Here is a 23,075-nt window from a genome sequence, read left to right on the forward strand (position 1 = left end):
TCTTCCTTCCTCTCCCCTTCGGGGAGAGGGCTTATACGCCCGTCGTTGCGCACCCGTTGCGCATGGGCGGCGGCAGGCCTATCTGCGCGCCCATGGCAACCGAACTCTACGATCTCACCGTCCCCGTCTTCCTGCGCGGCTTCAAGGCGATGGCAGCGTTCCTCGACAAGGCGCGCGCCTGGGCCGACGAACAGGGCATTCCGCACGAGGAACTGCTCACTGCGCGGCTGGCCGACGACATGGCGCCGCTCACCGGCCAGATCCAGCGCGTCAGCGATTCCGCCAAGTTCGCGATCGCCCGGCTCGGCCAGGTCGAGGCGCCGGCCATGCCCGATACCGAAGCGAGCTTCGACGAGCTCCAGGCGCGGATTGCCGCCACCGTCGCATTCCTCAAGTCGATCCCGCGCGAGGTGATCGACGGCCGCGAGGACGCCGATGTCGAAGTGAAGACGCCCAGCCGCAGCTTCCACTTCCAGGGCCTGCCCTATGTCACCGGCTTCGTGCTGCCGAACTTCTATTTCCACATGACCGCCGCCTATGGGATCCTGCGCCACAAGGGCGCGCCGGTCGGCAAGATGGACTATCTGGGAGGCATCTGATGATGCGCGTCGCGGTGATCGGCGCGGGGGCGATTGGCGGCACCCTCGCCGCCTGGCTGGCCCAGACGCACGACGTGACGGTCTGCGCGCGTTCGCCGCTCGACGATCTCGAGGTGGAGACGCCCGAGGGTGTGATCCGCGCCGCCCCGACCATCCTGACCGATCCTGCCCAGGCGAGCGAAGTCGATTGGGTGCTCTGCACCACCAAGACCTATGACTGCGCCGGCGCGGCCGCCTGGCTGCCTGGACTGATGGGCCCCACCACGCGGCTCGCGGTGATCCAGAACGGCGTCGAGCAGCGCGATCGCTTCCCACAGGTGCCCGCCCAGCGCACGGTTCCGGTGATCATCGACCTGCCCGCTGAACGAAGTGCCCCCGGCCGCATCGTCCAGCGCCGCAACGGCACCATCCATGTGCCCGAGGGTGAGGCTGGCGAGGCACTGGTCGCATTGTTCGCCGACACGCCGATCGACGCGCAGACCACTCCGGATTTCACCACCGCCGCCTGGCGCAAGCTGGCGATCAACTGCTCGGGGATCGTCAGCGCGATCACGATGCGCCCCGCCGAAGTCGCGAACGACGAAGCCGTGGCGGACGTGATGCGCATGCTGGTGCGCGAGTGCATTGCGGTGGGTCGAGCCGAGGGTGCGGACCTCAAGGAGGGGCTGGCCGACAAGGTCGTCGAGTGGACCAAGCGGGCGCATCCACAATCGGTCAACTCGCTCCACGCCGACTTCGCCGCCGGACGCCTTACCGAAGTCGATGCCCGCAACCGCGTGATCGTGCGTCTGGGCGAGAAGCACGGCATCGACGCGCAGATGAACCGCGCCCTTGCATCCCTGCTGAGCGCGGCGGGCTCGCGCTAGATCTCCACGATCCGTGTGCCCAGCCGCGCGGCTTCCTCACGGTCATGCGTCACCATCAGGATCGGCAGGCCCGCCGTGTCGCGCAGCCGCTCGATCAGCGCCATGATCTCCTCGCGCCGCGCCCGGTCGAGCGATGACAGCGGCTCGTCGAGCAGCAGGAAGCGCGGGTTGGAGAGCAAAGCCCGCCCGATCGCCACGCGCCGCGCCTCCCCGCCCGAAAGCGTCCGCGGCCAGCGGTCGAGCAGATGGGCGATGCCGAGCAGCGCTATCGTCTCGTCCACGTCCAGCCCTTCGCCCTCACGCCAACCGTAAAGCAGGTTCGCGCGCACCCTGAGATGCGGAAACAGCCGCGGCTCCTGGAACACATAGCCGGCGCGGCGCCCCGCCACCGGCACATCGATTCCCGCCGCCGCCTCGAACAGGGTCTCGCCACCCACCCGGACATGCCCGGCATCGGGCTCGACCAGCCCGGCGACCATGTTGAGCATCGTCGTCTTGCCCGCCCCCGACGGCCCGAACAACACGGTCAGTCCGTCGCCCGCCGCGATCCGGCAGGCGATCTCGGCCTCGCCCAGCCGCTTGCTCAGGTCGAGGTCAAAGGACATTCAGCCCCCTGCCGGTCCGCCGCACGATGATCTCCGACGCCAGCAACGCGCCCAGCGACAGCAGCACCGAGATACCCGCCAGCCGCAGCACCTGTCCCTCGCCGCCCGGCATCTGCAGCGCCGCATAGATGGCGAGCGGCAGCGTCTGCGTCTCGCCCGGCACATTCGATACAAATGTGATGGTCGCCCCGAACTCGCCCAGCGCCCGCGCGAATCCCAGCACCACGCCGGCCACCACCCCGGGCAAGCTGAGCGGCAGGGTCACGCTCGCGAACACCCGCCAGCGCCCCGCGCCAAGCGTCGCCGCCGCTTGCTCCAGCCGCCGGTCGACCGCCTCGATCGACAGCCGCATCGCGCGCACCATCAGCGGCAGTGCCATCACCGCGCTCGCAATCGCCGCGCCGGTCCAGCGGAACAGCACGGAGACCCCGAACCAGCTCTCCAGCCAGCCCCCGATCGGCCCGGTCGTTGCAAAGGCGAGCAGCAGCAGCCAGCCCGTCACCACCGGCGGCACCACCAGCGGCAGATGCACCACACCGTCGAGCAGCAATTTCCCCGGAAACCGCCCCCTTGCCAGCAGCCAGGCCAGCGCGAATGCCACCGGCAGGCAGGTGAGCACCGCCACCCCACCGACCTTGAGCGACAGCCAGACGATACCCCACAGCTCCGGCGTCACAGCGCCAGGAACCCAAAGCGCCGGAAGATCGCCCGCCCCTCGCCGCTCAGCAGGAAGCGGCGGAACGGCTCGGCATCGGGGCTGCTCGCCGCCTTCAACCTGGCGAGCGGATAGCGGATCGGCGGATGGCTGCCATCGGGCAGCACCCGCACCACCTCGACCCGCGCAGAGGCCCGTGCATCGGTCGCATAGACGATCCCGAACGGTGCCGCCCCACGCTCGACGAACGCCAGCGCCGCACGCACGCTCTCCCCGCGCACCACCCGCGCCGCCACCGCGTCCCACGCCCCCAGCGCCTGCAGCGACGCCCGGGCATAGCGCCCCGCCGGCACCGCATCCGGATCGGCCAGCGCCAGCGGACCGCCGCCCAGCAGGCGGGCAAGCGGCACCCGCGCGCCCACATCGCCCTTCGCCCCCCTGGGCCGCACCACCACCAGCCGGTTGCCGAGGAACGCCGCGCGCGTGCCCGGCACGATCAGCCCGCGCTTCTCGATATCGTCCATCCACGGCTCGTCGGCCGAGACGAACAGGTCCGCCGCCGCCCCCGCCGTGATCTGCCGCGCCAGCGCCGAGGATGCCGCGAACGAGCAGACCGGCCGCACCCGCCCCTTCGCCGCCCAGGCATCCGCCGCGGCCGTCATCGATTCCTGCAGGCTCGCGGCCGCCAGCACCAGCGGCGCCCGCCCCGCCGGCCCCGCCAGCGCCGCGCGCGGCATCACCGCCGCCGCGCCCATTCCGGCGAGCAGCGCGCGCCGGTCGATCCGCCTGTCCACCGTCATGCCCCCTGCCTGACACTCGCCATGCCGCGAGGCAAGCCGCCTCGCCGGACCGCGCATACCCGAAATCGCGCCTGCGCGCCTTTAAAACTTATCTGGAAAATAATCTCTTTCCTACACGAACCTATTTGGTCATATCCTGAAAGATGCAGAACCGAGTCCCCAGCAATCCGATCGTGCCGGACTTCACGCCGGTACCCCGCAAATATCGCCATGACGGCTGGACCGCCGAGCGACAGCGCGCCTTCATAGACGCGCTCGCCGCCACCGGCTCGGTCAAGCATGCCTGCAAGCGGATCAACATGACCACCGTCGGCGCCTATTCCCTCCGTCGCCAGCCCGGCGCCGACGAGTTCCGCGCCGCCTGGGAAGCCGCGCTCGATCACGGCGTCCAGAACCTGGTCGATGTCGCCATCGAGCGCGCGTTCGAAGGCGTCCCCATCCCGATCTTCTACAAGGGCGAGCAATGCGGCGAGAAGCGCTGGTACAATGACCGGCTGCTAATGTTCATCCTCCAGCACCACCTGCCGGGCAAATACGGCGCCGCGGCCCTTCCCCGCGGCACCCGCCACCCGGACACGATCGCACGGGAAGCCGCCGAGAATTGCCCGGTCTGCCGCGCGCGCGCCGAGGCGGAAGCAGAGGCCGCCAACGCCCCGCCCGGCGAGAGCGCGGAGGATAAGGCCTGGCTCGACCGGGCCCTCATGGGTTATTTCTTCAAGGTCCAGGCCGAACGCCAGCACCGCCTCGCCGGCGAAGTCGTCGCCGCCGACTTCACCCTGCGCCAGCTCACCCATATGGAGCTGATCCTCGATTGCGGCGGCCGCGGCATGGCGCTGATCGACGCCTGGGCGAACCCCGGCCGCGCCGGCGGCAAGCCCGAGGTCTGGGCCAGCTCGACCAGCCGCATGCTCGACGACATCCGCCGCAAGACCTGGGAGGAAATGGGCGAACCGCTACGCCCGGCGCTGCCGCTGGGCGAGGCCGTGCCCTGCGACTCGCAGCAAGGCGGCCCCACCCACGCGGCACGCGAAAAGGCCCGCCGCGCCTGCGAGCGCCGGATCGCCGAGGCGCAGGCGGAATGGGAGGCGGCTGCGACGGAGGAGGGGTGGATGGCGTGGAAGGAGGGGCGTGGGTGATGACGGCTTTTGGGCCGTGAGGCGACCGGCCACTTTCAAGCGGAGCCTATCGGAGTGCTGCCGTTCCAGAGCGGAGCTTGGGTGGCAGCTGTCGCCGACATAGCTAACATCCTCCGGTTAGATCGCCTTCACGGAAGCCGTCATCGATTCATCTTCGAACGAGTCTCAGCAGCGGCGCATGACGGACGTGAAAAGACCTGCAGACAACCAAATGACGATCTATGAAAACAGAAAGTATCGAGGGGCTCGGCATGCCCTCGGTATCGATCAAGCATAAAAGTTCTTTTGTGCTGGCGGGGATGACCATATGGTTGACGCATCGCAGCGCCGGGGAAGGGAGGGGTAATTCGTGTCTGTTCTCGACATTCCGCTTCGCAAAGCTTTGCAGCTGTTCTTCGCAGAGCCGAAGTTACGTCGTTCAATTCTGAAAAATGATATTAGACTCGATATCAAAAAAGGAGCTGGCGGCTCCAGAAGTCAGGGAGGAGATTTCTACCTCCCCTTCTGGTCAGACGTAAAAAAACACATTTCCGATCACGCGGACCTAAGTGACCTCACCGCAGGCCGAATAGCTTCCAATAAGAACTTCGAGAGATTATATCCATTATTAAAAGATGGCGTGCTTAATCTTCTGAATGAAAAGTTGCGTTGGTCGAACGAGCCACTGGAAATCATTCCTCAAAGCGTACACGGTAACCTACGAATTGAGCAACTTGGTGGCTTAATTCGTATACGAGACGCAATCCACGCGCGCGTCCGGAAGAAGTATACGCGCGTCGTATATCCATACTTCAGCGAAGAGCCGGCACTCACAGAAGAAGGGGGAAGGCTGGGATTATGGGTAATGCAGCAAGCCCTCACGAAACTTGACCCAAATGACATGCGTATTATCGACCCGCTTCGTCGGGTATTTTTCTCTCCAGAAACGACGCCGTTGAGAGGTGATGAGGATATGGTCTTTTACGAACGGTATAAGTCGCTCATCAACGAATGGGAGCGTCTCAAACTAGAGTGATCTTTCAGGTCACCTTGCTGACACAGCCATTGTTCTCTGCTTGGGATTATCCTGTAAAGGCACTCTACGTTCAAAGACTCGATTGAGATGGGTTTTGGCCGGTTGCCGACAAGCCGGTTTTGGACTGCCAGAAGCACAAAGCAGCCTTCGGTCGGAAAGTTGAAGCGCCGGTTAGATACACAGCTGGTCGTCTGGACGACCTTAGATGGGGGCCGTAATCTGACGCCCGGTCATCACAGCCCAGCCGACGTTCCGTCAACTTGGGTTCGTCTATAGATCGGCAAATACCGTGCCTTGCGAGACAACGGGCTCCGCGCGAATTAAAATACCTACTCCTGCGGCCCCGGTGTCGGGGTCAGTGGTTGAACAGGCTGGGTGGTCGGCGTCTGCTGAGCGATACTAGCCGCCCTGCCGCTCATTATCGCCAAGCGGTATGCAGCCAAAGCCGCTCCAATCAGGAGCACAACCGCGTACACTGTGAGGAAATATCCGACGAGACCGGCAAATCCGGTTAGGATTCGCTTTAGCGCCGTGGTCCAGTGTGGAGGGAAGGCCAGCATCCCAACGAGATCGACTACAAGCGTCGACTTGTTCATTAGCGCAAATACGATCGCAGCAGTCTGGATTAGAATGAAGTGCAGGAACGTAGCGTTAACCATTCGCAGAACGGTCGGACTGCCGTCGGTAGTCGGCGCATTTAGAGCAGCTAGAAGTCGCTCATCGGCTAAACTAAAAATCAAAGCATAAGCGCCGAGGCTAAACCCTAGGAGGTTGGGCAGAAGACTAAGGGGAAGATCAATCCAGTCAGGTCGAAGCCAAGCCGAGTAAGACGCGCTGGAGACCAAGGCAGAAAAGTGAAACAGCGGCGAAGACAACAGGTCTTTCCACCCGCCGTAGTCAGACCAATATCGTGAAAGGGCGCCCAAGAGACCCTTGTAGCTGGCGGGAAGTCTCATCCTTGATTGGCTTCCATACCGCGACGAAGGCGATCAAACGCTCCCGCTTCGCTCTCCACCTCGGGATCATAGCGTGTCTGATCGATGCGCGGGTTGTCGCGTGTCGAAATCCTTACATGCCCATCGCCATCATATCCCTTGGCCTCAACCTCCCCATTCGCCAGCGCGGCCGTTCCCAGCCGTCGCAGGCTAGGCGTTTCCTGGAGCGCACCGCCAGGTGGCGCCGTGTAAGCTATCTCGATCCGCTGAGCGTGAGCAGCGGCCAATTGATTGTCGATCTCCCTTCAAGATCGTCGTCCCAGATGTCTGGGTTCGGGCGGTCAATGATAAAGCGCACGCTTTTGAGGCGGCGCAATTTAAAGATGCGATCCAGCGATGTCCTATCTTGCAGAATGCTTATCTTGATCGGGCCAAACTGCTCGATAATGAGCCGGTCGTCGGAAAGACCGCGAAATATCGCCTCCGCGCTGTTGGGCGTAAGCTGACGACCGCCGCTATACTGCTCGAACGTCAGAATGTGTTTTCTGACGTTCATCGTGAAGCGAAAAGCTGAGGAGTTCGGATGCGCGTTGGCCGGGATGCTTATCTTTTTCAAAAGATCGGGATCGGCATCCTCAAGGCTGTTTTCATCGAACCATTTGCTGTCTGGGTCGATCTTTGTGAAGGTGCGAAGGAAACCCTTGATCAAGCCCTCCTCAATGTTTCTTCTATCAAGAAGAGTGATCATACCGAACCTATCGCCGCGAATGCGGACCGGCAATCTCAGATCGTAAAGCGCTTGAAGGTATTCATCGTATAGCTCAGGAGAGTGCGGATGCAGCCGAATGTTTAGTGCGCCAACTGCTAGCTTCAGTTCTCTTGCCACAGTGCCCCCGTATTGCCCTTTCTTTTAAGGCTAGGCCACCGCTCCTTTACCGGCAAGCGGTTTGCTAAGTAACCGGTGAAACGCGGACCTTTCCCAAGGTCAGTCGTTCCTTCGCCCCTCGCAAGATGAAAAAAGGCAGCTTTGGGGATCACGATGCGGGCACGCGAACGTCCATATCTAGGGCGCAAAGCAGTCACCGCTCGGCGAGAAGAAATAAGCGCCGCTGCAAAGCCGCGCCGCCGATCGACACGACCGAGTACGCGCTCGGCCGGTCGTCGGCCGGGAGTTCGGCTGATCCTCGTCCAGGGCGGCGATTGCTGCGCAATCCCCGTCCTGGCCTAGGGCCTCACTCCTCCCCCATCCGAAGCGCCGCAATAAACGCCTCCTGCGGGATCTGCACGCTGCCATACTCCCGCATCCGCTTCTTGCCTTCCTTCTGCTTCTCCAGAAGTTTCCGCTTACGCGTGATGTCGCCGCCATAGCATTTGGCGGTCACGTCCTTGCGCATCGCCGCGATCGTCTCGCGGGCGATCACCTTGCCGCCGATCGCGGCCTGGATCGGGATCTTGAACAAATGGCGCGGGATCAGGTCCTTCAGGCGCTCGCACATGCCGCGGCCGCGTGTCTCGGCGGTGCCGCGGTGGACGATCATGCTCAGCGCGTCGACCGGCTCGGCATTGACCATGATCGACATCTTGACCAGGTCGCCCTCGCGATAGCCGATCTGCTCGTAGTCGAAGCTGGCATAGCCGCGCGAGATGCTCTTCAGCCGGTCATAGAAGTCGAACACCACTTCGTTGAGCGGCAGCTCATAGGTGAGCTGGGCGCGGCCGCCGACATAGGTCAGGTCGCGCTGGATGCCGCGCCGGTCCTGGCAGAGCTTGAGGATCGAGCCGAGATATTCGTCGGGGACGTAGATCACCGCCTTGATCCACGGCTCCTCGATCTCGTCGATGCGGTTGGGATCGGGCATGTCGGCGGGGTTGTGCAGCTCGATCGTGCGCGCCTCGGCCTCGCCGGCGGCCTTGGACAGCTTGAGGCGGTAGACCACGCTCGGGGCAGTGGTGATCAGGTCGAGGTCGTATTCGCGGGTCAGGCGCTCCTGGATGATCTCCAGGTGGAGCAGGCCGAGGAAGCCGCAGCGGAAGCCGAAGCCGAGCGCGGCGCTGGTCTCCATCTCGAACGAGAAGCTGGCGTCGTTGAGGCGCAGCTTGGAGATGCTCTCGCGCAGCTTCTCGAAGTCGGCGGCGTCGACCGGGAACAGGCCGCAGAAGACGACCGGCTGAACTTCCTTGAAGCCCGGCAGCGCCTCGAGCGCGGGGCGCTTGGCGTCGGTCAGCGTGTCGCCGACGCGCGCCTGGGCGACTTCCTTGATCTGCGCGGTGATGAAGCCGATCTCGCCGGGGCCGAGGTCGGGGAGTTGCTCGATCTTGGGGCGGAAGGCGCCGACGCGGTCGATCAGATGGGTGGTGCCGGCGGCCATGAACTTGATCTGCTGGCCCTTCTTGATCGTGCCGTCGATCACGCGGACCAGGATGACGACGCCGAGATAGGGGTCGTACCAGCTGTCGACGAGCATCGCCTTGAGCGGGGCCTCGGCATCGCCGGTGGGCGCGGGGATGCGCTCGACGATCGCGTCGAGGATCTCGTCGATGCCGATGCCGGACTTGGCGCTGGCGAGGACGGCGTTCGAGGCGTCGATGCCGATGATCTCCTCGATCTCGTGGCGCACCTTTTCGGGCTCGGCCGAGGGGAGATCGATCTTGTTGATGACCGGGATGATCTCATGGTCATGCTCGATCGACTGGTAGACGTTCGCGAGCGTCTGGGCTTCCACGCCCTGCGCGGCGTCGACGACCAGGAGGGCGCCCTCGCACGCGGCGAGGCTGCGGCTCACCTCATAGGCGAAGTCGACATGGCCGGGGGTGTCCATCAGGTTGAGGACATGCCCCTTCCACTCAAGGCGCACGGTCTGCGCCTTGATGGTGATGCCCCGCTCCTTCTCGATGTCCATGTTGTCGAGGACCTGGGCCGACATCTCGCGCTCGGAGAGTCCCCCGGTGCGCTGGATCAGCCGGTCGGCCAGGGTCGACTTGCCATGGTCGATGTGCGCGATGATGGAGAAGTTGCGGATCTTGGAAAGTTCGGTCGCCATAATCCGCGCCCGTTAGCAGCTTGCACGCGAAAGCCAAAGCGCTCGAAATGCAGCGCTTGCGCCTTCTGCAATTCCGTCGGCGCGCTTTTGCCGCTATCGGGGCCGCTGTTGCAAAGAGAGAGGGGAATAATGGTCTCCAAGACTTCGTTCGTCGTGAAGGCACTCATGGCTTCGGCCGCGTTGCTCGGTGCCAGCCAGGCCTATGCCCAGAGGCAGGCCAAGCCAACCAAGGGCCAGAAGATGCAGGACGCTGCCGTCAACGACGTGCCGCACTGCACGCGCAAGCTCGGCACGCTTTCGATCGTCGATGGCGACGATCCCCGCGGCTGGACGCAGTATCAGCTCGCCCCGCCTGCCAAACTGCTGCGGGTGCTCGTCCAGCGCTCGGGATGCTTCAACATCGTCGATCGCGGTACCGGCCTGCAGGCCGCGGCGCGCGAGCGTGACATCGGGGGTGGCCTGGGGCTGCAGCGCGGCTCGAACGTCGGCCAGGGCCAGATCAAGGCGGCCGATTATGTACTCGTCGCCGAAGTCGCAGGCGCCAACAGCAATGCGAGCGGCAGCGGCGTGGGCAGCGCGATCGGCGGCCTGATCGGCGGCCGTACCGGCGCAGCGATCGGCGGCGGCATCAAGTCGCGCAAGCTCGAGGCGAACACCGTGCTCTCGCTGACCAATGTCCGCACTACCGAGACGATCGCGGTGGAGGACGGCTATGCCGCCAAGAACGACATCTCGTTCGGCGTGGGCGGCGGCCTAGGCTTCTTGGGCGGTGCGGCCGGCGCAGTCGGCGGCGGCTATGAGAACACCGATATCGGCAGGATCGTCACGCTGTCCTTCATCCAGGCCTATTCCAAGATGGTCACGGAGCTCGGCCTGGTCCGGCCGGGCGACGCAGGCACGGCCCAGGCCGCGCCGATGAAGACCTTCACCGCGCAGGCTCCCGTTGCGATGCGCACCACGCCGGCTGCCACCGGCAAGATCGTCCGCACGATCCCGGTGGGCGGGATCGTCTACCCAACGGGCAACAAGAACGGCCTGTGGTGGGAAGTCGCCGACGAAAACGACAATGTCGGCTGGGTGCTGAACACCAAGCTGGCTCCCTCGAACTGAGGCGGGAGGCGGGCGCCGAGCGCGTCCGCCCCCCTTCCCTGCGGTTCGCAGGGAGCGATGCAGGAACCGCCGGCGTCGCGGCGGATTGCATGCACATGACTCTCCGCATCGGCACAGCCGCTTGGGCCCTGCCGCGCGACGTGCGCGACGGCTTCCCGGCAGGCGCGAGCAATCTGGAGCGCTATGCCCAGCGCCTGAACGCAACCGAGATCAACTCAAGCTTCTACCGCCCGCACCGCCGCGCGACCTATGAACGCTGGGCGGAAAGCGTGCCGGAGCATTTTCGCTTCGCGGTGAAGCTGCCCAAGGCGATCACGCACGAGGCCCGGCTGGTGGATTGCGAGGCGCTGCTCACGCGCTTTGCAGAAGAAATCGGTGGACTCGGCGAGAAGCGCGGGCCGGTGCTGATGCAACTGCCGCCAAGCTTCGCCTTCGACCCGGTGCCAGCGGACCGGTTCTTCCTGCAACTGGGCGAGATCGTCGGTGGCGCCACGGTGATCGAGCCGCGCCATCCGAGCTGGTTCACCCCCGACGCAGAAGCCTTGCTGGTCGAACGGCGCATTGCCCGGGTCGCCGCAGATCCCGCACCGGTGCCTGAAGCGGCGGAACCACGCGGTTGGCCGGGCCTCGCCTATTTCCGCCTGCACGGCAGCCCGCGCATCTATTGGTCGAGCTATGATGCCGAAGCGCAGGTGCGCTGGCTGGCCCGCGTTCGCACTGCCGAAGCCCCGGAAAGCTGGGTGATCTTCGACAACACCGCAAGCGGCGCGGCCACGGCCGACGCCCTCGACTTCGCAAAGGGGACGGGCCCGGCGGGGTTGCAATCCGCCAGGCCCGACTGACTTGCCGGTAAGCGAGGGTGCTTAGCGGGTCCGGCCGGTCAGCGACACGCCGATGACGCGCGGCTCGTTGAGCACGGCAGCCATATAGTTTTCGATCACGCCCTTGAGGTTCTTCTCGTTCGTGATGTTGCGGGCAAAAGCCGCGACTTCCCAGGTGCCGTTGCCACCCGTGTAGCCGAGCTTCAGACCGCCTTCGAAATTGCCGTTCGAGTAGAACTCGTCGGTCTTGTAGAGCACGTAGTTGGTGTAGCCCTGCAGGTTCCAGTCGGTGGCGATGAACACCTTGCCGCTGTCGCTGATCGGCACGTCGTACCGCGCCGTGGCGTTGAGGTTATATTCCGGCGCGTTCGGCAGCGGGTTGCCGTCGATCTGGGCGAAATAGGCCGGCGAACCGAACACGGTGCGGGTCACGATCGGATCGTTGACCGTGCAGACCAGAACGCCGTTCAGCGCGCAGGCCTGGGCATAGACGCGCTTGTCCTTGATCTCGGTGTGGAGCCAGCTGGCGCCCAGCGAGATCGCCAGGTTGCGCACCGGATGCAGGTTCAGCTCGGCCTCGACGCCGTACGCTTCGGCCTTGTCGGCATTGAACAGCACGCCGTTGCCGTTCGAGTCATTGCCGTTCAGCTGGATGTCGTCGACCGTGTAGTAGAAGCCAGTCAGGTTGAAGCGGACCTTGTTGTTGAACAGGCTCGACTTGAGGCCGGCCTCATATGACAGGATCGTCTCCGAGTTCGCAGTGGTGAAGTCCGAGTTGAACACCGCCGAGCGGCCTTGGATGGTCGGGCCACGGAAGCCGCGGGCGACACGGGCATAGAGGCTCAGATCGTCACTCGCCTCATAGAGTGCGCTCACGTCCCAGCTGGGCTGCGTGTCCGACATACGGACATGGCGGCGACCCGGATACGTCACGGCGCCCGTCGCGCTATCAGCGATCTTGAGCAGGTCGGTGGTCTTGGTGTCCTCGGTCACGCGCGCGCCGGCGGTGAGGCGGAAGCGCGGCGTCACCTGGTAGCTCACCTGGCCGAACAATGCCCAGCTGGTGTTGACGTCGTGCAGGCGCACCCAGTTGTTCGGATTGCGGGCCGGCGTCGTCAGGAACCAGGCGCGCTGGTAGAACTCGGTGATGTCGCGGCTGTCGAAATACATGCCGCCGACCTGCCACTTGAAGGCGCTGTCGCCGTTGCTGGCGAGGCGGACTTCTTGCGTCCACTGATCGAGATCGGCCAGACGGCCCATCGACTGGCCATAGCCATTGGCCACGCCACCGACCGGGAAGTCGGCTGCTGCGCCGCCATCGGTGTCGCCGCGGCTATAGCCCGAGCTGGTCTCGTACGCAGTGATCGAAGTCAGCGTGGCGAAGCCCAGGTCGAAGGCGTTGTTCCACGACATGCCGTAGGTGTCATAGTCCTGCGGATTGTCCATCGCCTCGTCGAAGCGGACCGTTGTGCGCGAGACGTTGCTGACGTCGTTCGAGCCCTTCTTGAGCGCCTGGCGCAGGAACAGGGTCGAGGTGCCGTTATAGTTGCGCATGTGCGCCGAGAAGAGCGAGGTCCAATCCTCGGTCGGCTTCACCAGCAGCTGGATGCGGGCGTCGCGCTCGTCGAAGCCGCCCATCGCGTTCTTGCGCGGGCCGACGGTGCCGTCGGCGCTGGGGCCGGCATAGGCATTGTCGACATAGTCGTCGCGGTGCTGGATCAGGCCGGAAACGCGAACCGCGACATTGTCGGCGATCGGGCCGCCGATGCCGGCATCGAGGTTGATGCTGTTGTAGCTGCCGTAGGACAGCGTGCCGCGCGCATCGAGGCCGTCCAGCGTCGGGCGGACGGTGTCGAACTTGACGATGCCGGCAGTGGTGTTGCGGCCGAACAGCGATCCCTGCGGGCCGCGCAGCACTTCGACGTGATCGAGGTCATAGACCGGGTTCGACTTGAGCACGACATGCTCGAGCACCACGTCGTCCTGGATGATCGACACGGGCTGCGAGGCGCCCAGGTAGAAGTCGATATTGCCGAGGCCGCGGATGTAGAAGCGCGGGAAGATGCGACCGGTGGTCGTCTCGGCATAGAAGCTCGGGACCTTGCCCGACAGGGCGAGCAGCGTGTCGTCGCCGGCTGCGGTGAAGTCACGCGCGTCCTGGCCGCTGATCACGCCGACCGAGACCGGGGTGTTCTGCAGGCTTTCCGGGCGGCGCTCGGCGGTGACGACGATCTCGGTCTCGGGACCATCGTTCGCGGCGGTGGTGGCGGTGTCCTGCGCCTGGGCGGTGCCGCCGATCGTCAGCGCGCTGAACGCGGCGCCGAGGAAAAGGGCCGTCTTCTGGATTTTCATCTTGGTGTTCCCTGGTCGGTATCCGGCGCACGGCAGCGGCCACGATCCCGCATTCGGAGCCGCGCCGTCACCTCGCCTGATATTCTGGTTTTTGAGGGCTTATCACGCCCTCTGCAGGGGCGCGGTTAGGATCGGATTGTGTACGAGTTGTGACAAGATTGCGGAATTTTTCGCACCTGCAACATCAAACTGTGGACAAGTCGTCCGTCAGATCCACCTGAGCTGCCTTGATCGCTGCGATCGCATTGGCATAGCGCGCCTCGCCCGCGCCCGAGACGAGCGCCCAGCGCAGGCCGCGGCGCTCCAGTTCGGCCTTGCTCAGGTCGAAGAACCGCTGGCGCAACTCGGGCGTGCCGAACATGCGCGTGCCGTCGGCGATCCAGGGCAGATCGATGTCGAATAGAAGATAGAGGTCCGCCGTGCCCTGCCACGCGTCGAACCAGGGATCGCGGCGGCCGAACAGCATGTCGGCCCAAACCGCGGTCATCAGCGGATCGGTATCGAGCACCAGCGGCTTGAGGCCGGCGGCGACCATCGTGCGGGTACCGGCATCATGCGTCTTGGCGATCTCGAGCAGGTCCTGCATCGAGAAGACGATGCCGCGCGCCTCGGCATATTCCCGGCCATATTCCTCCACCACTTCGCCCCCGAGATGCTCGGCGATACGCGGGGCGAGCGTGGACTTGCCGGTGCTCTCGGGCCCGTGGAGGCAGATCGTGCGCAGTTTCATGCAGTCTTCTTGATCCAGTCGAGGAGGCCCCGGATCGCAAGGACCAGGAGAATCGCATAGAGGATGGCGGTAGGCCAAATATCCTTAACGGCGAACAAAGGCACCGCGAGCAGGTCGGCCGCGATCCACAACACCCAGCTTTCCCATTTGCGGCGCGATTGCAGGATTTGCGCGGCGATGCTGATCACCGCGATGCTGCCGTCCCACCAGGGATAGGCCGCATCGGTGTGGCTGTGCATCAGCCAGCCCCAGCCGGCAGTGGCGACCACGCAGGCGATCGCCCAGATCAGCCGCTCGCGTGCGGCAAGCCGCTCGACCCGCACTTCGCCGGTATCGGCTTGCGAGCGGGCCCAGTTCCACCAGCCATAGAGGTTGAGCGCAAGGTAGAAGAGCTGGAGCAGCGCATCGCTGTAGAGCTTCTCGCCGAAGAATATCCAGGCGTAGAGCGACACCGCCACCAGCGCGAAGGGGTAGTTCCACATGCTTCGGCGGACCACGAGCGCCACGTTCACGAGCACAAGGACAGCGGCGACAATCTCGATAGGGCTCACCATCCCCGCCTAGCAACAACCCGAGGCATCCGTCGAGAGGGAGGCTTGCCCTCCCCGTCCCTGCCGCTAGGTTGAGGGCTTGGATCACGGGAGGAGAGGCCCATGCGTCATGTCGCGGTGATCGGTTCAGGTCCGGCCGGCTATTATACTGCCGAAGCCTGCCAGAAGGTGTTTGGCGACGAAGTACGGGTCGATATCCTCGACCGGCTGCCGGTGCCCTTCGGGCTGATCCGCACCGGGGTGGCGCCCGATCACCAGTCGATCAAGGGCGTCTCGCGGCGCTATGAAGCGGTGGCGCTGACCGACAATGTCCGCTTCGTCGGCAATGTGACGCTGGGCAAGGACGTGTCGCTCGACGAATTGCGCGACCTCTATGATGCAGTGGTGCTCGCCACCGGCGCACCGCATGACCGCAAGCTTGAGATTCCGGGCGCCGAACTGCCCGGCGTGGTCGGATCCGCCGCCTTTGTCGGCTGGTATAACGGCCATCCCGATTATGCCCGCCTCAACCCGCCGCTCGACGGGGCCGCGGTGGTGATCGGCAACGGCAATGTCGCACTCGATGTCGCGCGGGTGCTCGCCAAGGCCGAGGACGAGCTGGAGGGGTCGGACATCGTCGCCCATGCGCTCGACGCGCTGCACGGCTCGCATGCCCATACGATCACCCTGCTAGGTCGCCGCGGGCCGCAGCAGATTGCGATGACGCCCAAGGAACTGGGCGAACTCGGCGACCTGGCGCATGCCACGCCGGTGGTCGATCCCGCCGACTTCCCGCCGGTGGAGGATGACGGCGTGCTCGATCCCGGGCAGCGCAAGGCCGTGGGACATCTGCGCCGCTATGCCCAGGGCATGCCCGAGAAGCAGATCCGCATCGTCTTCGACTTCTTCGCCATGCCCGTGGCGATCGAAGGCGCCGGCAAGGTCGAGCGGGTGATCGTCGAGCGCACCGCGCTGGGCCTGGACGGCAGCTCGCACGGCACCGGCGAGACCTATGCCATCCCCGCCAGCCTGGTGATCAGCTGCATCGGCTATCGCACCCCGCCGATCGAAGGCGTGCCCTATGACGACAAGGCGGGGCGATTCGCCAATGTCGATGGGCGGGTGCTGCCGGGCCTCTATGCCGTGGGCTGGGCGCGCCGAGGGCCGACGGGGACGATCGGCACCAACCGGCCCGACGGCTTCGCCATTGCCGAGAAGATCGCCGAGGATATCGGGGACAGCTCGGGCAAGGCCGGGCGGCCGGGGCTCGATGCGCTCCTCGCCCAGCGCGGGACCGATGTGGTCACATTCCGCGACTGGCAGAAGATCGACACCGCCGAGATCGCCGCCGCGCGTGTCGGCTCTCCGCGCGAGAAGTTCGTTTCGGTCGATGCGATGCTGGGCGCGCTGAAAAGCTGATTCAGCGGTTGCGCGGCGTGATTTGCGTGGTTATAGGCGCCCCCTCGCAGTCGGGGTTCGCCTCGGAGGCGCCGGTCGGGGAATAGCTCAGCCTGGTAGAGCACTGTCTTCGGGAGGCAGGGGCCGGAGGTTCGAATCCTCTTTCCCCGACCAATTTCTTTCCCGCTACATCAGCACTTTACGTGATGTGACCACCAGGGGTCACAGAGCACTTGGGTGCGCCTCCATCAGCTGCTAGGCGCCCGCCCATGCTTTCCTTCCGCGACATCACCATCCGGCTTGGCGGCCGTGCGATCATCGAGAACGCCTCTGCGGCGATCCCGCCCAAGGCGCGAGTCGGCTTCATCGGCCGCAACGGCGCCGGCAAGTCGACGCTGATGAAGGCGATCGCCGGGATGATCGAGACCGACAACGGCTCGGTCGACATCCCGCGCAGCGCCCGCTTCGGCTATCTCCGCCAGGACGCGCCGAGCGGCACCACCAGCGCCTTCGACACCGTGCTGGAGGCCGATACCGAGCGCGCCGCGCTGCTGCTCGAAGCCGAGACGCAGACCGATCCCGACCGCCTGGGCGAGATCTATGAGCGGCTCGACCAGATCGACGCGTACGAGGCCCCTGCCCGCGCCGGGCGCATCCTCAAGGGCCTGGGCTTCGACGAAGCGATGCAGGCGCGGCCGATGGACAGCTTCTCGGGCGGCTGGCGGATGCGCGTGGCGCTGGCGAGCCTGTTGTTCCTCAACCCCGACATCCTGTTGCTCGACGAGCCTTCGAACCACCTCGACCTCGAAGCGGTAATGTGGCTCGAAGGCTTCCTGCGCGCCTATCGCGGCACGATCCTGTTGATCAGCCACGAGCGCGACCTGCTCAACAATGTCGCCGACCATATCCTCCACCTCGATCGCGGCCAGACCACGCTCTATGTCGGCGGCTATGATGCGTTCGAGCGGCAGCGGGCCGAGCGGCTCGCCCAGCAGGCGGCGGCGCGCGAGAAGCAGGTTGCCGAGCGCGAGAAGCTCCAGGCGTTCGTCGATCGCTGGCGGGCCAAGGCGAGCAAGGCCAAGCAGGCACAGAGCCGCGTCAAGGCGCTGGAGCGGATGCAGCCGATCGCGGCGGTGTCCGAGGATCCGAGCATGCGCTTCGACTTCCCCAGCCCGGTGGGCCTGCGCCCGCCGCTACTGACGCTCGACCATGTCTCGGTGGGCTATGAGCCCGGCAAGCCGATCCTCTCGCGGCTGGGCCTGCGGCTCGACCCCGACGACCGCATCGCGCTGCTCGGCCGCAACGGCAATGGCAAGACCACGCTGGCCCGCATGATGGCCGGCGAGCTGCCGGTGATGGACGGCGAGATGACCACCGCCACCAAGCTGACGGTCGGCTATTTCACGCAGTATCAGGTCGAGGAGCTCGACCCCGACGCCACGCCGATCGAGACGATGGGCAGGGTGATGAAGGGCGCGACGCCGGTGCAGGTGCGTTCGCAGCTGGGCCGCTTCGGCTTCTCGGGCGACAAGGCGCTGACCAAGGTCGGCAAGCTTTCGGGCGGCGAGCGGGCACGGCTGGCGCTGGCGCTGGTCACCCATAACGCCCCGCATCTCCTCATCCTCGACGAGCCGACCAACCACTTGGACGTCGATACCCGCGAGGCGCTCGTCCAGGCGCTGGCCGACTTCAAGGGCGCGGTGGTGCTGGTCAGCCATGATCGGCACATGCTCGAGCTCGTCGCCGACCGGCTGTTCCTGGTCGATGGCGGCACCGCCCGCGAGTTCGACGGGACGATCGACGAATATGCGGCGTTCGTGATCTCGGGCAAGGAGCCGATGCCCTCCGGTGGTGCCCCCGCCGCGCCGGTGGACAAGAAGGAAGAGCGCCGCGCGGCTGCCCAGGCGCGCGAGGCTTCGGCTGGCCTGCGCAAGGCAGTGAAGGACGCCGAGGGCGAGATCGCCAAGGTGCAGAAGGCCTTGGCCGAGATCGACGGCGCCTTGGGCGGCGTTGCCCCGCCTGCCCTCAAGAACCTGTCGATGAGCGAGCTGATGAAGCGCCGCGGCGAGGTCGAGGCGCAGCTGGAAAAGGCCGAGGCGGCCTGGCTGCGGGCGAGCGAGACGCTGGAATCGGCGAACTGAACACTTCCGATCGCGGAAGTTGGCTAGGTTTAGGCGGTTCGGGCCTTCTGGCGAACGGTAAACTATACGCTTTTGCGAGAGCGCGAAGGTTGTGCGAGCGGACGCTTGGGCACGCGGAAGTTTGCGCGGGTGCGGTTTGCGGACGATTCAAAGAGCGGCCTTTCGGCGGACCCTTGGAACATTAGCAGAACATTTGGTTGTAGGAAACACGCCGTCATCCCGGCGGAAGCCTGGATCCAGAGCCACGAGCGAGACGGCGGGGAAACCCTGGGCCCCGGCTTTCGCCGGGGTGACGATGGGTTACTTCTTCTCCACCCACTTGTCGTAGGTCGCCAGCGCTTTGGCGGGGCCGTTATTGTACCAGCTGTACCCGTTCCTGCGCTCCTGGCTCAGCTCGTTGACGTCGGTGTGGATGCTGCGGTCGCGGTCGCCGAAGATCGGCTTGCCGGTCTGGATGTCGTAATAGCGCGACCAGATCGGGCCGGCGCCGGGCTTGGGGACGAGCTTGCGACCGTCGGTGCCCTTTTCGAAGGCGACGCCGTTGATGGCATGCGCCTTGAGCCACGCCGCGCCGTCGCCGATCGCAGCTTCCACCGAAGGACTGCGCCCCGCCTGCTTCATCAGGAAGATCAACAGGTCCGCGCTCTCATCCGAGGACAGAGCGGCCGGTTCGAAGTTTCGGGCACCCGCCGGCGCGAGCGTGAGGGCGTCATGCTGCTGGCCCCAGATGGTACGCTTGCCGCCGACGATGACCTGGGTCTTGAGGATCAGCTGGATCGCCTTGTTGCAGGCAAGCTTGGCCTCGATAGCGAGCGCTTCGGACACGAAGGCGTAGTCGCCCTGGCGGCGCGCGACATCGGCGAGCACCGTCACCACCGAGGAAAGCGCATCGTCGTTGAAGGTGAGCGCGTCGTGATAGCCGCCCTGGAGCGGGTAGATCTGCGGCCAGCCACCATTGGGGAACTGTGCGTTCAGAAGATAGCGCACGCCCTTGAGGAAGCTCTCGCGGTAGATGTTACCTTCGGTGCCCGGAACAGCCGCTTGCACGCGGGCGAGGAAGCGCAGCTCGGACGTGGTGGCGTTGTTGTCGATCGTGCCGACATAGCTCCACTCCTCATTGTCCCCAGTGCGCGCATTGGCGGGCAGATGTTCCACCGGAACGTAATGCTGGCCCTTCACCCGGGCCGGACCATCGCGGTCGACATTCTTGCCCCAGCCGCCGGCGGGAGTCTGGAAGCTGACGATATTGTCGGCGACCTTGCGGGCCTCGGGCTTGCCGTACCACTCGGCCGGCTGCTTCGCGTCCATACCGCTGCCGCCCGACTTGCCCGGCGGCGGCGGCGCGGGGATCTCGGCAAGGCCCTGCCGCTCGGCGGCGAGCGCGGCCTTGTCGGCGGCGAGCAGTTCGGTCGATCGGTCGAGATAGACGTTCCAGGCGCGCTGCTGGGCGACGGGAAGTGCGGCGATCCGCGCCTTGGTGATCGGTTCGGCGGGGGTCATCTGGCCGATAACCTCTACCGCCGCATATGCCACCGGTGTCATCGCCAGCCCTGCAAGCAGGCCGATCTTTGCGATACGAATCATATCCCCTCCCGATTTTGGTTTGGGCGCAGGATAGCGGGTTGGTCGGGAAGCGCTAGAGGGGCCAATGTCCCCTTCCATCATCCCGGCGAAAGCCGGGACCCAGGGCCACGAGCGACGCGGCAGAGAAACCCTGGGCGCCGGCTTTCGCCGGGGTGACGGAATGGAGCGCGGGATCCGCTGCAGGAAATGCAAAGCGGGCGAGGAGTTGCCCCCTCACCCGCCGCCATGACCCTGAACTGACGCGCCTACTCGTAGCGCAGGGCATGAACCGGATTGGTGCGCGCAACGCGGAAGGCGTGGGCGCCGATGGTGAGGACCGCGATCAGCAATGCGGTGAAGCCCGCCAGCAGGAAGGGCACGGGTCCAAGCGATATCCTCCCATCGAACTGGTTGAGCCAGCCGCGCATCGCCCACCAGGCGACCGGCCAGGCGATCAGGTTGGCGATCACCACCGGCCGCGTGAACTGCCAGACGAGCAGCCGGATGATGTCCGCGGTGCGCGCGCCGAGCACCTTGCGGATGCCGATCTCCTTCGTGCGGCGTTCCGCGGTGAAGGCCGCGAGGCCGAACAGGCCGAGGCAGCCGACGGCGACGGCGAGCAGCGAGAACAGGCCGAACAGCTGGGCCCGGGCGTCCATCCGCTTGTAGGTGCGGCCCATGATCGCATCGGCATAGTCGCCGTCGAAGGGCAGTTCGGGCGCGAAGCGGCGCCAGGTGCTCTCCAGCCCCTTCATCGTCGCGATCGCATCGCCCTTGTAGCGGACGATCATCCAGAAGACGCTGTGGGTGTCGTAGACGAACATGATCGGCTCGATCGGCGTCTTCACCGTGCGGAAACGCGAATCCGCCACCACGCCGATGATCGTCAGCGGCATCGAGCCGCCATATTCCTCCTTGATACCGTATTGGATCGTCTTGCCGATCGCATCCTGCGCGCTGGCGAAGCCCAGGCGCTTCACGCCCGCCTCGTTGATGACGAGACTGCCGCCGCGCTTGGCCACTGCGATCTCGGCGGCGGGGTCCTCCGGCACCGGAGTGGTCATGTCGTCCGCCGGGCGATTGCGGTCATACAGGCGGCCGGCGACGGTGCGGATGCCCATCGCGTTGAAATAGCCGGGATCGACCCCGTAGACGCCGATGCTCACCGGCTCGTCCCGCCCGGGAACCGTGACCGTGGTGTTCGAGGTGTTGCCGGTGTTGACGCCGATGCCGGTGCGGCCGACAGCCTCGACCCCGGGGATCGCCTGAACTTCGTGGAGCAGCGCATCCTCGGTGCCGCGCAGGGACTTGGCCCCGACGCCATAGACCTGGATCAGGCCTTCGCGCTTGTAGCCGGGGTCGAGCGTGCGAGCGTACATCGTCTGCGAATAGACGATCGCGGTGCAGGTCATCAGCCCGATCGAGACAGCGAACTGGACGACGACGAGCGCGCTGCGCAGCCGGCCGGACCCTTCCGCCTCGGACGCGGACTTGTTGGCCTTGAGCACCTGGGCCGGCTGGAAGCGCGACAGATAGAGGGCCGGATAGATGCCGCCAGCGAGCCCGACCAGCAGCACCAGGCCGAGGACCGGCAGCAACAGGCCGTCGCTGCCGAAATAATGAAGGTCGAGATCGGCATCGAGGAAGGCCGAGAACCAAGGCAGCGCGATCTCGGTCACGGCCAGCGCGACGAGCATCGAGATGGCAGTGAGCAGCACGGATTCGCCGAGGAACTGGGTGATGAGCTGGCGCTTCGTCGCCCCCAGCACCTTGCGCAGCGCCACTTCGCGCGCGCGCTGGCTGGCGCGGGCGGTGGCGAGGTTGGTGAAGTTCATGCAGGCCATGATGAGGATCAGCAGCGCGATCACCGCGAAGGTGGCGATCGAGGTCCGGTCGTTGCCCGCCGTCATCGCCGAACCCTGGGCCTCGCCGAGATGGACGTCGCGGACGTTGACCAGCGCATATTCACGCTCGTCGCCGATATTGGAGCGGCGGCCATTGTCGATCTCATCGGGGATGTTGGCCTTTTCCCAGGCGTGCATCTGGCGATTGAGATCGGCGACGTTCACGCCCGGCCGCAGCTTCACATAGACCCAGCCGCCGGTCCAACCCCATTCGGTGAGGAAGCGCGGGTTCTCGCCCTGCGCATAGAGGCTCGGGAAATCGGCGCGCAGCAGCAGATCGAGATCCATGTGCGAGTTCTTGGGAAGATCCTTGAACACGCCGGTGATCCGGTAATCGGCCTTCACCCCCAGCGCTTCGATCGTGAGCGACTTGCCGAGCACGTCGGTGGTGCCGAACAGCTTGATCGCCTGCTTCTCGCTGAGTGCGGCGGTGCCGGGATGGACCAGCGCCTTGTGATCGCCGCGGGCCATCGGGAGCGGGATCGTGTCGAAGAACGGCGTGTCGGTCAGCCGGGCTTCGTCGGGCGAGATGGCACGGCCATCCTTGATCACGTTGATCGTCGCGCCGCCGCCGAAATAGGTGGCGCTCTCGATCTGCGGGAACTGCTTCAGCAGCGCCTGCTTGGTGACATAGGGGGCACCCTGGTTGTCAAAGCGATCGGCAGAGGCCTTGCTCTGATAGGTGCTCTGGAACTGGAAGATCCGGTCACTCGCCGGCATCCACTCGTCATAGCTGCGCTCATAGCGGACATAGAGCAGGATCAGCAGGCAGGCGGCCAGGCCGATCGCCAGGCCGAAGATATTGATGAAGGCATAGACCTTGTTCTTGCCCAAGGCCCTCAGGCCGACGGTCACGTAATTGCGCCACATGGGC

General features: G+C 65.2%; 19 protein-coding genes and 1 tRNA gene. 9 read left to right on the top strand and 11 right to left on the bottom strand.

The window, feature by feature from the left end; all coding sequences use genetic code 11:
- Positions 1-92 precede the first annotated feature (92 nt).
- A complete protein-coding gene (locus tag AC1RPL_RS04865; protein WP_493068125.1) occupies positions 93-599 on the top strand; it encodes a DUF1993 domain-containing protein in 507 nt (168 codons plus the stop codon).
- Complete coding sequence (locus AC1RPL_RS04870) at positions 599-1,465, top strand: 2-dehydropantoate 2-reductase (protein WP_493068126.1); 867 nt, start codon at positions 599-601, stop codon at positions 1,463-1,465. Before AC1RPL_RS04865 ends, AC1RPL_RS04870 begins: the two co-directional genes overlap by 1 nt.
- Here AC1RPL_RS04870 and AC1RPL_RS04875 read toward each other — a convergent pair.
- From AC1RPL_RS04875 to modA, 3 genes are read right to left on the bottom strand one after another with little or no spacing between them, the layout of a single operon-like run.
- Complete coding sequence (locus tag AC1RPL_RS04875; protein ID WP_493068127.1) at positions 1,462-2,070, bottom strand: ATP-binding cassette domain-containing protein; 609 nt, start codon at positions 2,068-2,070, stop codon at positions 1,462-1,464. The genes AC1RPL_RS04870 and AC1RPL_RS04875 overlap by 4 nt on opposite strands.
- On the bottom strand, positions 2,060-2,746 hold the full coding sequence (gene modB / locus AC1RPL_RS04880) for a molybdate ABC transporter permease subunit (protein WP_493068128.1): 687 nt from the start codon (positions 2,744-2,746) through the stop codon (positions 2,060-2,062). Before modB ends, AC1RPL_RS04875 begins: the two co-directional genes overlap by 11 nt.
- Positions 2,743-3,480: a molybdate ABC transporter substrate-binding protein gene (gene modA, locus AC1RPL_RS04885; protein ID WP_493069081.1), complete on the bottom strand. Its 738-nt coding sequence runs from the start codon at positions 3,478-3,480 to the stop codon at positions 2,743-2,745. The genes modB and modA overlap by 4 nt, the downstream gene beginning before the upstream one ends.
- Positions 3,481-3,668: 188 nt before the next feature.
- On the opposite strand from modA, the gene AC1RPL_RS04890 reads away from it, so the two are divergent.
- Together AC1RPL_RS04890 and AC1RPL_RS04895 are read left to right on the top strand one after the other, a co-directional pair.
- On the top strand, positions 3,669-4,661 hold the full coding sequence (locus AC1RPL_RS04890; RefSeq protein ID WP_493068129.1) for a hypothetical protein: 993 nt from the start codon (positions 3,669-3,671) through the stop codon (positions 4,659-4,661).
- A 349-nt stretch (positions 4,662-5,010) separates the two neighbouring features.
- Positions 5,011-5,676, top strand: a complete 666-nt coding sequence (locus AC1RPL_RS04895) for a hypothetical protein (protein WP_493068130.1) — start codon at positions 5,011-5,013, stop codon at positions 5,674-5,676.
- Positions 5,677-6,628: 952 nt separating this feature from the next.
- Here AC1RPL_RS04895 and AC1RPL_RS04900 read toward each other — a convergent pair.
- The 3 genes from AC1RPL_RS04900 to lepA all read right to left on the bottom strand — a co-directional run bounded on the left by AC1RPL_RS04900 (position 6,629) and on the right by lepA (position 9,652).
- Entirely contained in the window at positions 6,629-6,898 is a 270-nt protein-coding gene (locus AC1RPL_RS04900; RefSeq protein ID WP_493068131.1) for a DUF4747 family protein, read from the bottom strand.
- Positions 6,865-7,497, bottom strand: a complete 633-nt coding sequence (locus tag AC1RPL_RS04905) for a DUF4747 family protein (RefSeq protein WP_493068132.1) — start codon at positions 7,495-7,497, stop codon at positions 6,865-6,867. The genes AC1RPL_RS04900 and AC1RPL_RS04905 overlap by 34 nt, the downstream gene beginning before the upstream one ends.
- A 346-nt stretch (positions 7,498-7,843) precedes the next feature.
- The gene (gene lepA, locus AC1RPL_RS04910; RefSeq protein ID WP_493068133.1) at positions 7,844-9,652 is read right to left on the bottom strand and encodes a translation elongation factor 4; all 1,809 of its coding nucleotides are present in this window, start codon (positions 9,650-9,652) and stop codon (positions 7,844-7,846) included.
- Between the two features lie 129 nt (positions 9,653-9,781).
- On the opposite strand from lepA, the gene AC1RPL_RS04915 reads away from it, so the two are divergent.
- A complete protein-coding gene (locus AC1RPL_RS04915; protein WP_493068134.1) occupies positions 9,782-10,762 on the top strand; it encodes a CsgG/HfaB family protein in 981 nt (326 codons plus the stop codon).
- Positions 10,763-10,857: 95 nt separating this feature from the next.
- A complete protein-coding gene (locus AC1RPL_RS04920; protein ID WP_493068135.1) occupies positions 10,858-11,604 on the top strand; it encodes a DUF72 domain-containing protein in 747 nt (248 codons plus the stop codon).
- Between the two features lie 21 nt (positions 11,605-11,625).
- On the opposite strand, the gene AC1RPL_RS04925 is transcribed toward AC1RPL_RS04920, so the two are convergent.
- The 3 genes from AC1RPL_RS04925 to pnuC all read right to left on the bottom strand — a co-directional run bounded on the left by AC1RPL_RS04925 (position 11,626) and on the right by pnuC (position 15,219).
- Positions 11,626-13,935, bottom strand: coding sequence for a TonB-dependent receptor (locus AC1RPL_RS04925; protein WP_493068136.1), 2,310 nt, complete (start codon positions 13,933-13,935; stop codon positions 11,626-11,628).
- A gap of 184 nt (positions 13,936-14,119) precedes the next feature.
- The gene (locus AC1RPL_RS04930; RefSeq protein WP_493068137.1) at positions 14,120-14,665 is read right to left on the bottom strand and encodes an AAA family ATPase; all 546 of its coding nucleotides are present in this window, start codon (positions 14,663-14,665) and stop codon (positions 14,120-14,122) included.
- Entirely contained in the window at positions 14,662-15,219 is a 558-nt protein-coding gene (gene pnuC, locus AC1RPL_RS04935) for a nicotinamide riboside transporter PnuC (RefSeq protein WP_493068138.1), read from the bottom strand. The genes AC1RPL_RS04930 and pnuC overlap by 4 nt, the downstream gene beginning before the upstream one ends.
- Before the next feature lie 99 nt (positions 15,220-15,318).
- Between pnuC and AC1RPL_RS04940 the strand changes: the two genes are divergently transcribed.
- The 3 genes from AC1RPL_RS04940 (at position 15,319) to AC1RPL_RS04950 (ending at position 18,734) form a co-directional block, all read left to right on the top strand.
- The gene (locus AC1RPL_RS04940) at positions 15,319-16,614 is read left to right on the top strand and encodes an FAD-dependent oxidoreductase (protein WP_493068139.1); all 1,296 of its coding nucleotides are present in this window, start codon (positions 15,319-15,321) and stop codon (positions 16,612-16,614) included.
- 76 nt (positions 16,615-16,690) lie between these two features.
- Positions 16,691-16,767: transfer RNA gene (locus tag AC1RPL_RS04945), tRNA-Pro, on the top strand.
- Between the two features lie 95 nt (positions 16,768-16,862).
- Positions 16,863-18,734, top strand: a complete 1,872-nt coding sequence (locus tag AC1RPL_RS04950; protein ID WP_493068140.1) for an ABC-F family ATP-binding cassette domain-containing protein — start codon at positions 16,863-16,865, stop codon at positions 18,732-18,734.
- A gap of 300 nt (positions 18,735-19,034) precedes the next feature.
- On the opposite strand, the gene pelA is transcribed toward AC1RPL_RS04950, so the two are convergent.
- Both pelA and AC1RPL_RS04960 read right to left on the bottom strand, forming a co-directional pair.
- Positions 19,035-20,318, bottom strand: a complete 1,284-nt coding sequence (pelA, locus tag AC1RPL_RS04955; RefSeq protein WP_493068141.1) for a pectate lyase — start codon at positions 20,316-20,318, stop codon at positions 19,035-19,037.
- A gap of 245 nt (positions 20,319-20,563) precedes the next feature.
- Positions 20,564-23,071 carry an ABC transporter permease gene (locus AC1RPL_RS04960; RefSeq protein ID WP_493068142.1) on the bottom strand — a complete coding sequence of 836 codons (2,508 nt, stop codon included), beginning with the start codon at positions 23,069-23,071 and terminating at the stop codon, positions 20,564-20,566.
- Between the last annotated feature and the right edge of the window lie 4 nt (positions 23,072-23,075).

This window comes from Sphingomonas sp. GW821-FHT12D09 (assembly GCF_058807215.1).

Bases quoted from the DNA above. Each gene is read 5' to 3' on its own strand.
- AC1RPL_RS04865 (WP_493068125.1), top strand. From the start codon at position 93: ATGGCAACCGAACTCTACGATCTCACCGTCCCCGTCTTCCTGCGCGGC.
- AC1RPL_RS04870 (WP_493068126.1), top strand. From the start codon at position 599: ATGATGCGCGTCGCGGTGATCGGCGCGGGGGCGATTGGCGGCACCCTC.
- AC1RPL_RS04875 (WP_493068127.1), bottom strand. From the start codon at position 2,070: ATGTCCTTTGACCTCGACCTGAGCAAGCGGCTGGGCGAGGCCGAGATC.
- modA (WP_493069081.1), bottom strand. From the start codon at position 3,480: ATGGGCGCGGCGGCGGTGATGCCGCGCGCGGCGCTGGCGGGGCCGGCG.
- AC1RPL_RS04890 (WP_493068129.1), top strand. From the start codon at position 3,669: ATGCAGAACCGAGTCCCCAGCAATCCGATCGTGCCGGACTTCACGCCG.
- lepA (WP_493068133.1), bottom strand. From the start codon at position 9,652: ATGGCGACCGAACTTTCCAAGATCCGCAACTTCTCCATCATCGCGCAC.
- AC1RPL_RS04915 (WP_493068134.1), top strand. From the start codon at position 9,782: ATGGTCTCCAAGACTTCGTTCGTCGTGAAGGCACTCATGGCTTCGGCC.
- AC1RPL_RS04920 (WP_493068135.1), top strand. From the start codon at position 10,858: ATGACTCTCCGCATCGGCACAGCCGCTTGGGCCCTGCCGCGCGACGTG.
- AC1RPL_RS04925 (WP_493068136.1), bottom strand. From the start codon at position 13,935: ATGAAAATCCAGAAGACGGCCCTTTTCCTCGGCGCCGCGTTCAGCGCG.
- AC1RPL_RS04930 (WP_493068137.1), bottom strand. From the start codon at position 14,665: ATGAAACTGCGCACGATCTGCCTCCACGGGCCCGAGAGCACCGGCAAG.
- pnuC (WP_493068138.1), bottom strand. From the start codon at position 15,219: ATGGTGAGCCCTATCGAGATTGTCGCCGCTGTCCTTGTGCTCGTGAAC.
- AC1RPL_RS04940 (WP_493068139.1), top strand. From the start codon at position 15,319: ATGCGTCATGTCGCGGTGATCGGTTCAGGTCCGGCCGGCTATTATACT.
- AC1RPL_RS04950 (WP_493068140.1), top strand. From the start codon at position 16,863: ATGCTTTCCTTCCGCGACATCACCATCCGGCTTGGCGGCCGTGCGATC.
- pelA (WP_493068141.1), bottom strand. From the start codon at position 20,318: ATGATTCGTATCGCAAAGATCGGCCTGCTTGCAGGGCTGGCGATGACA.
- AC1RPL_RS04960 (WP_493068142.1), bottom strand. From the start codon at position 23,071: ATGTGGCGCAATTACGTGACCGTCGGCCTGAGGGCCTTGGGCAAGAAC.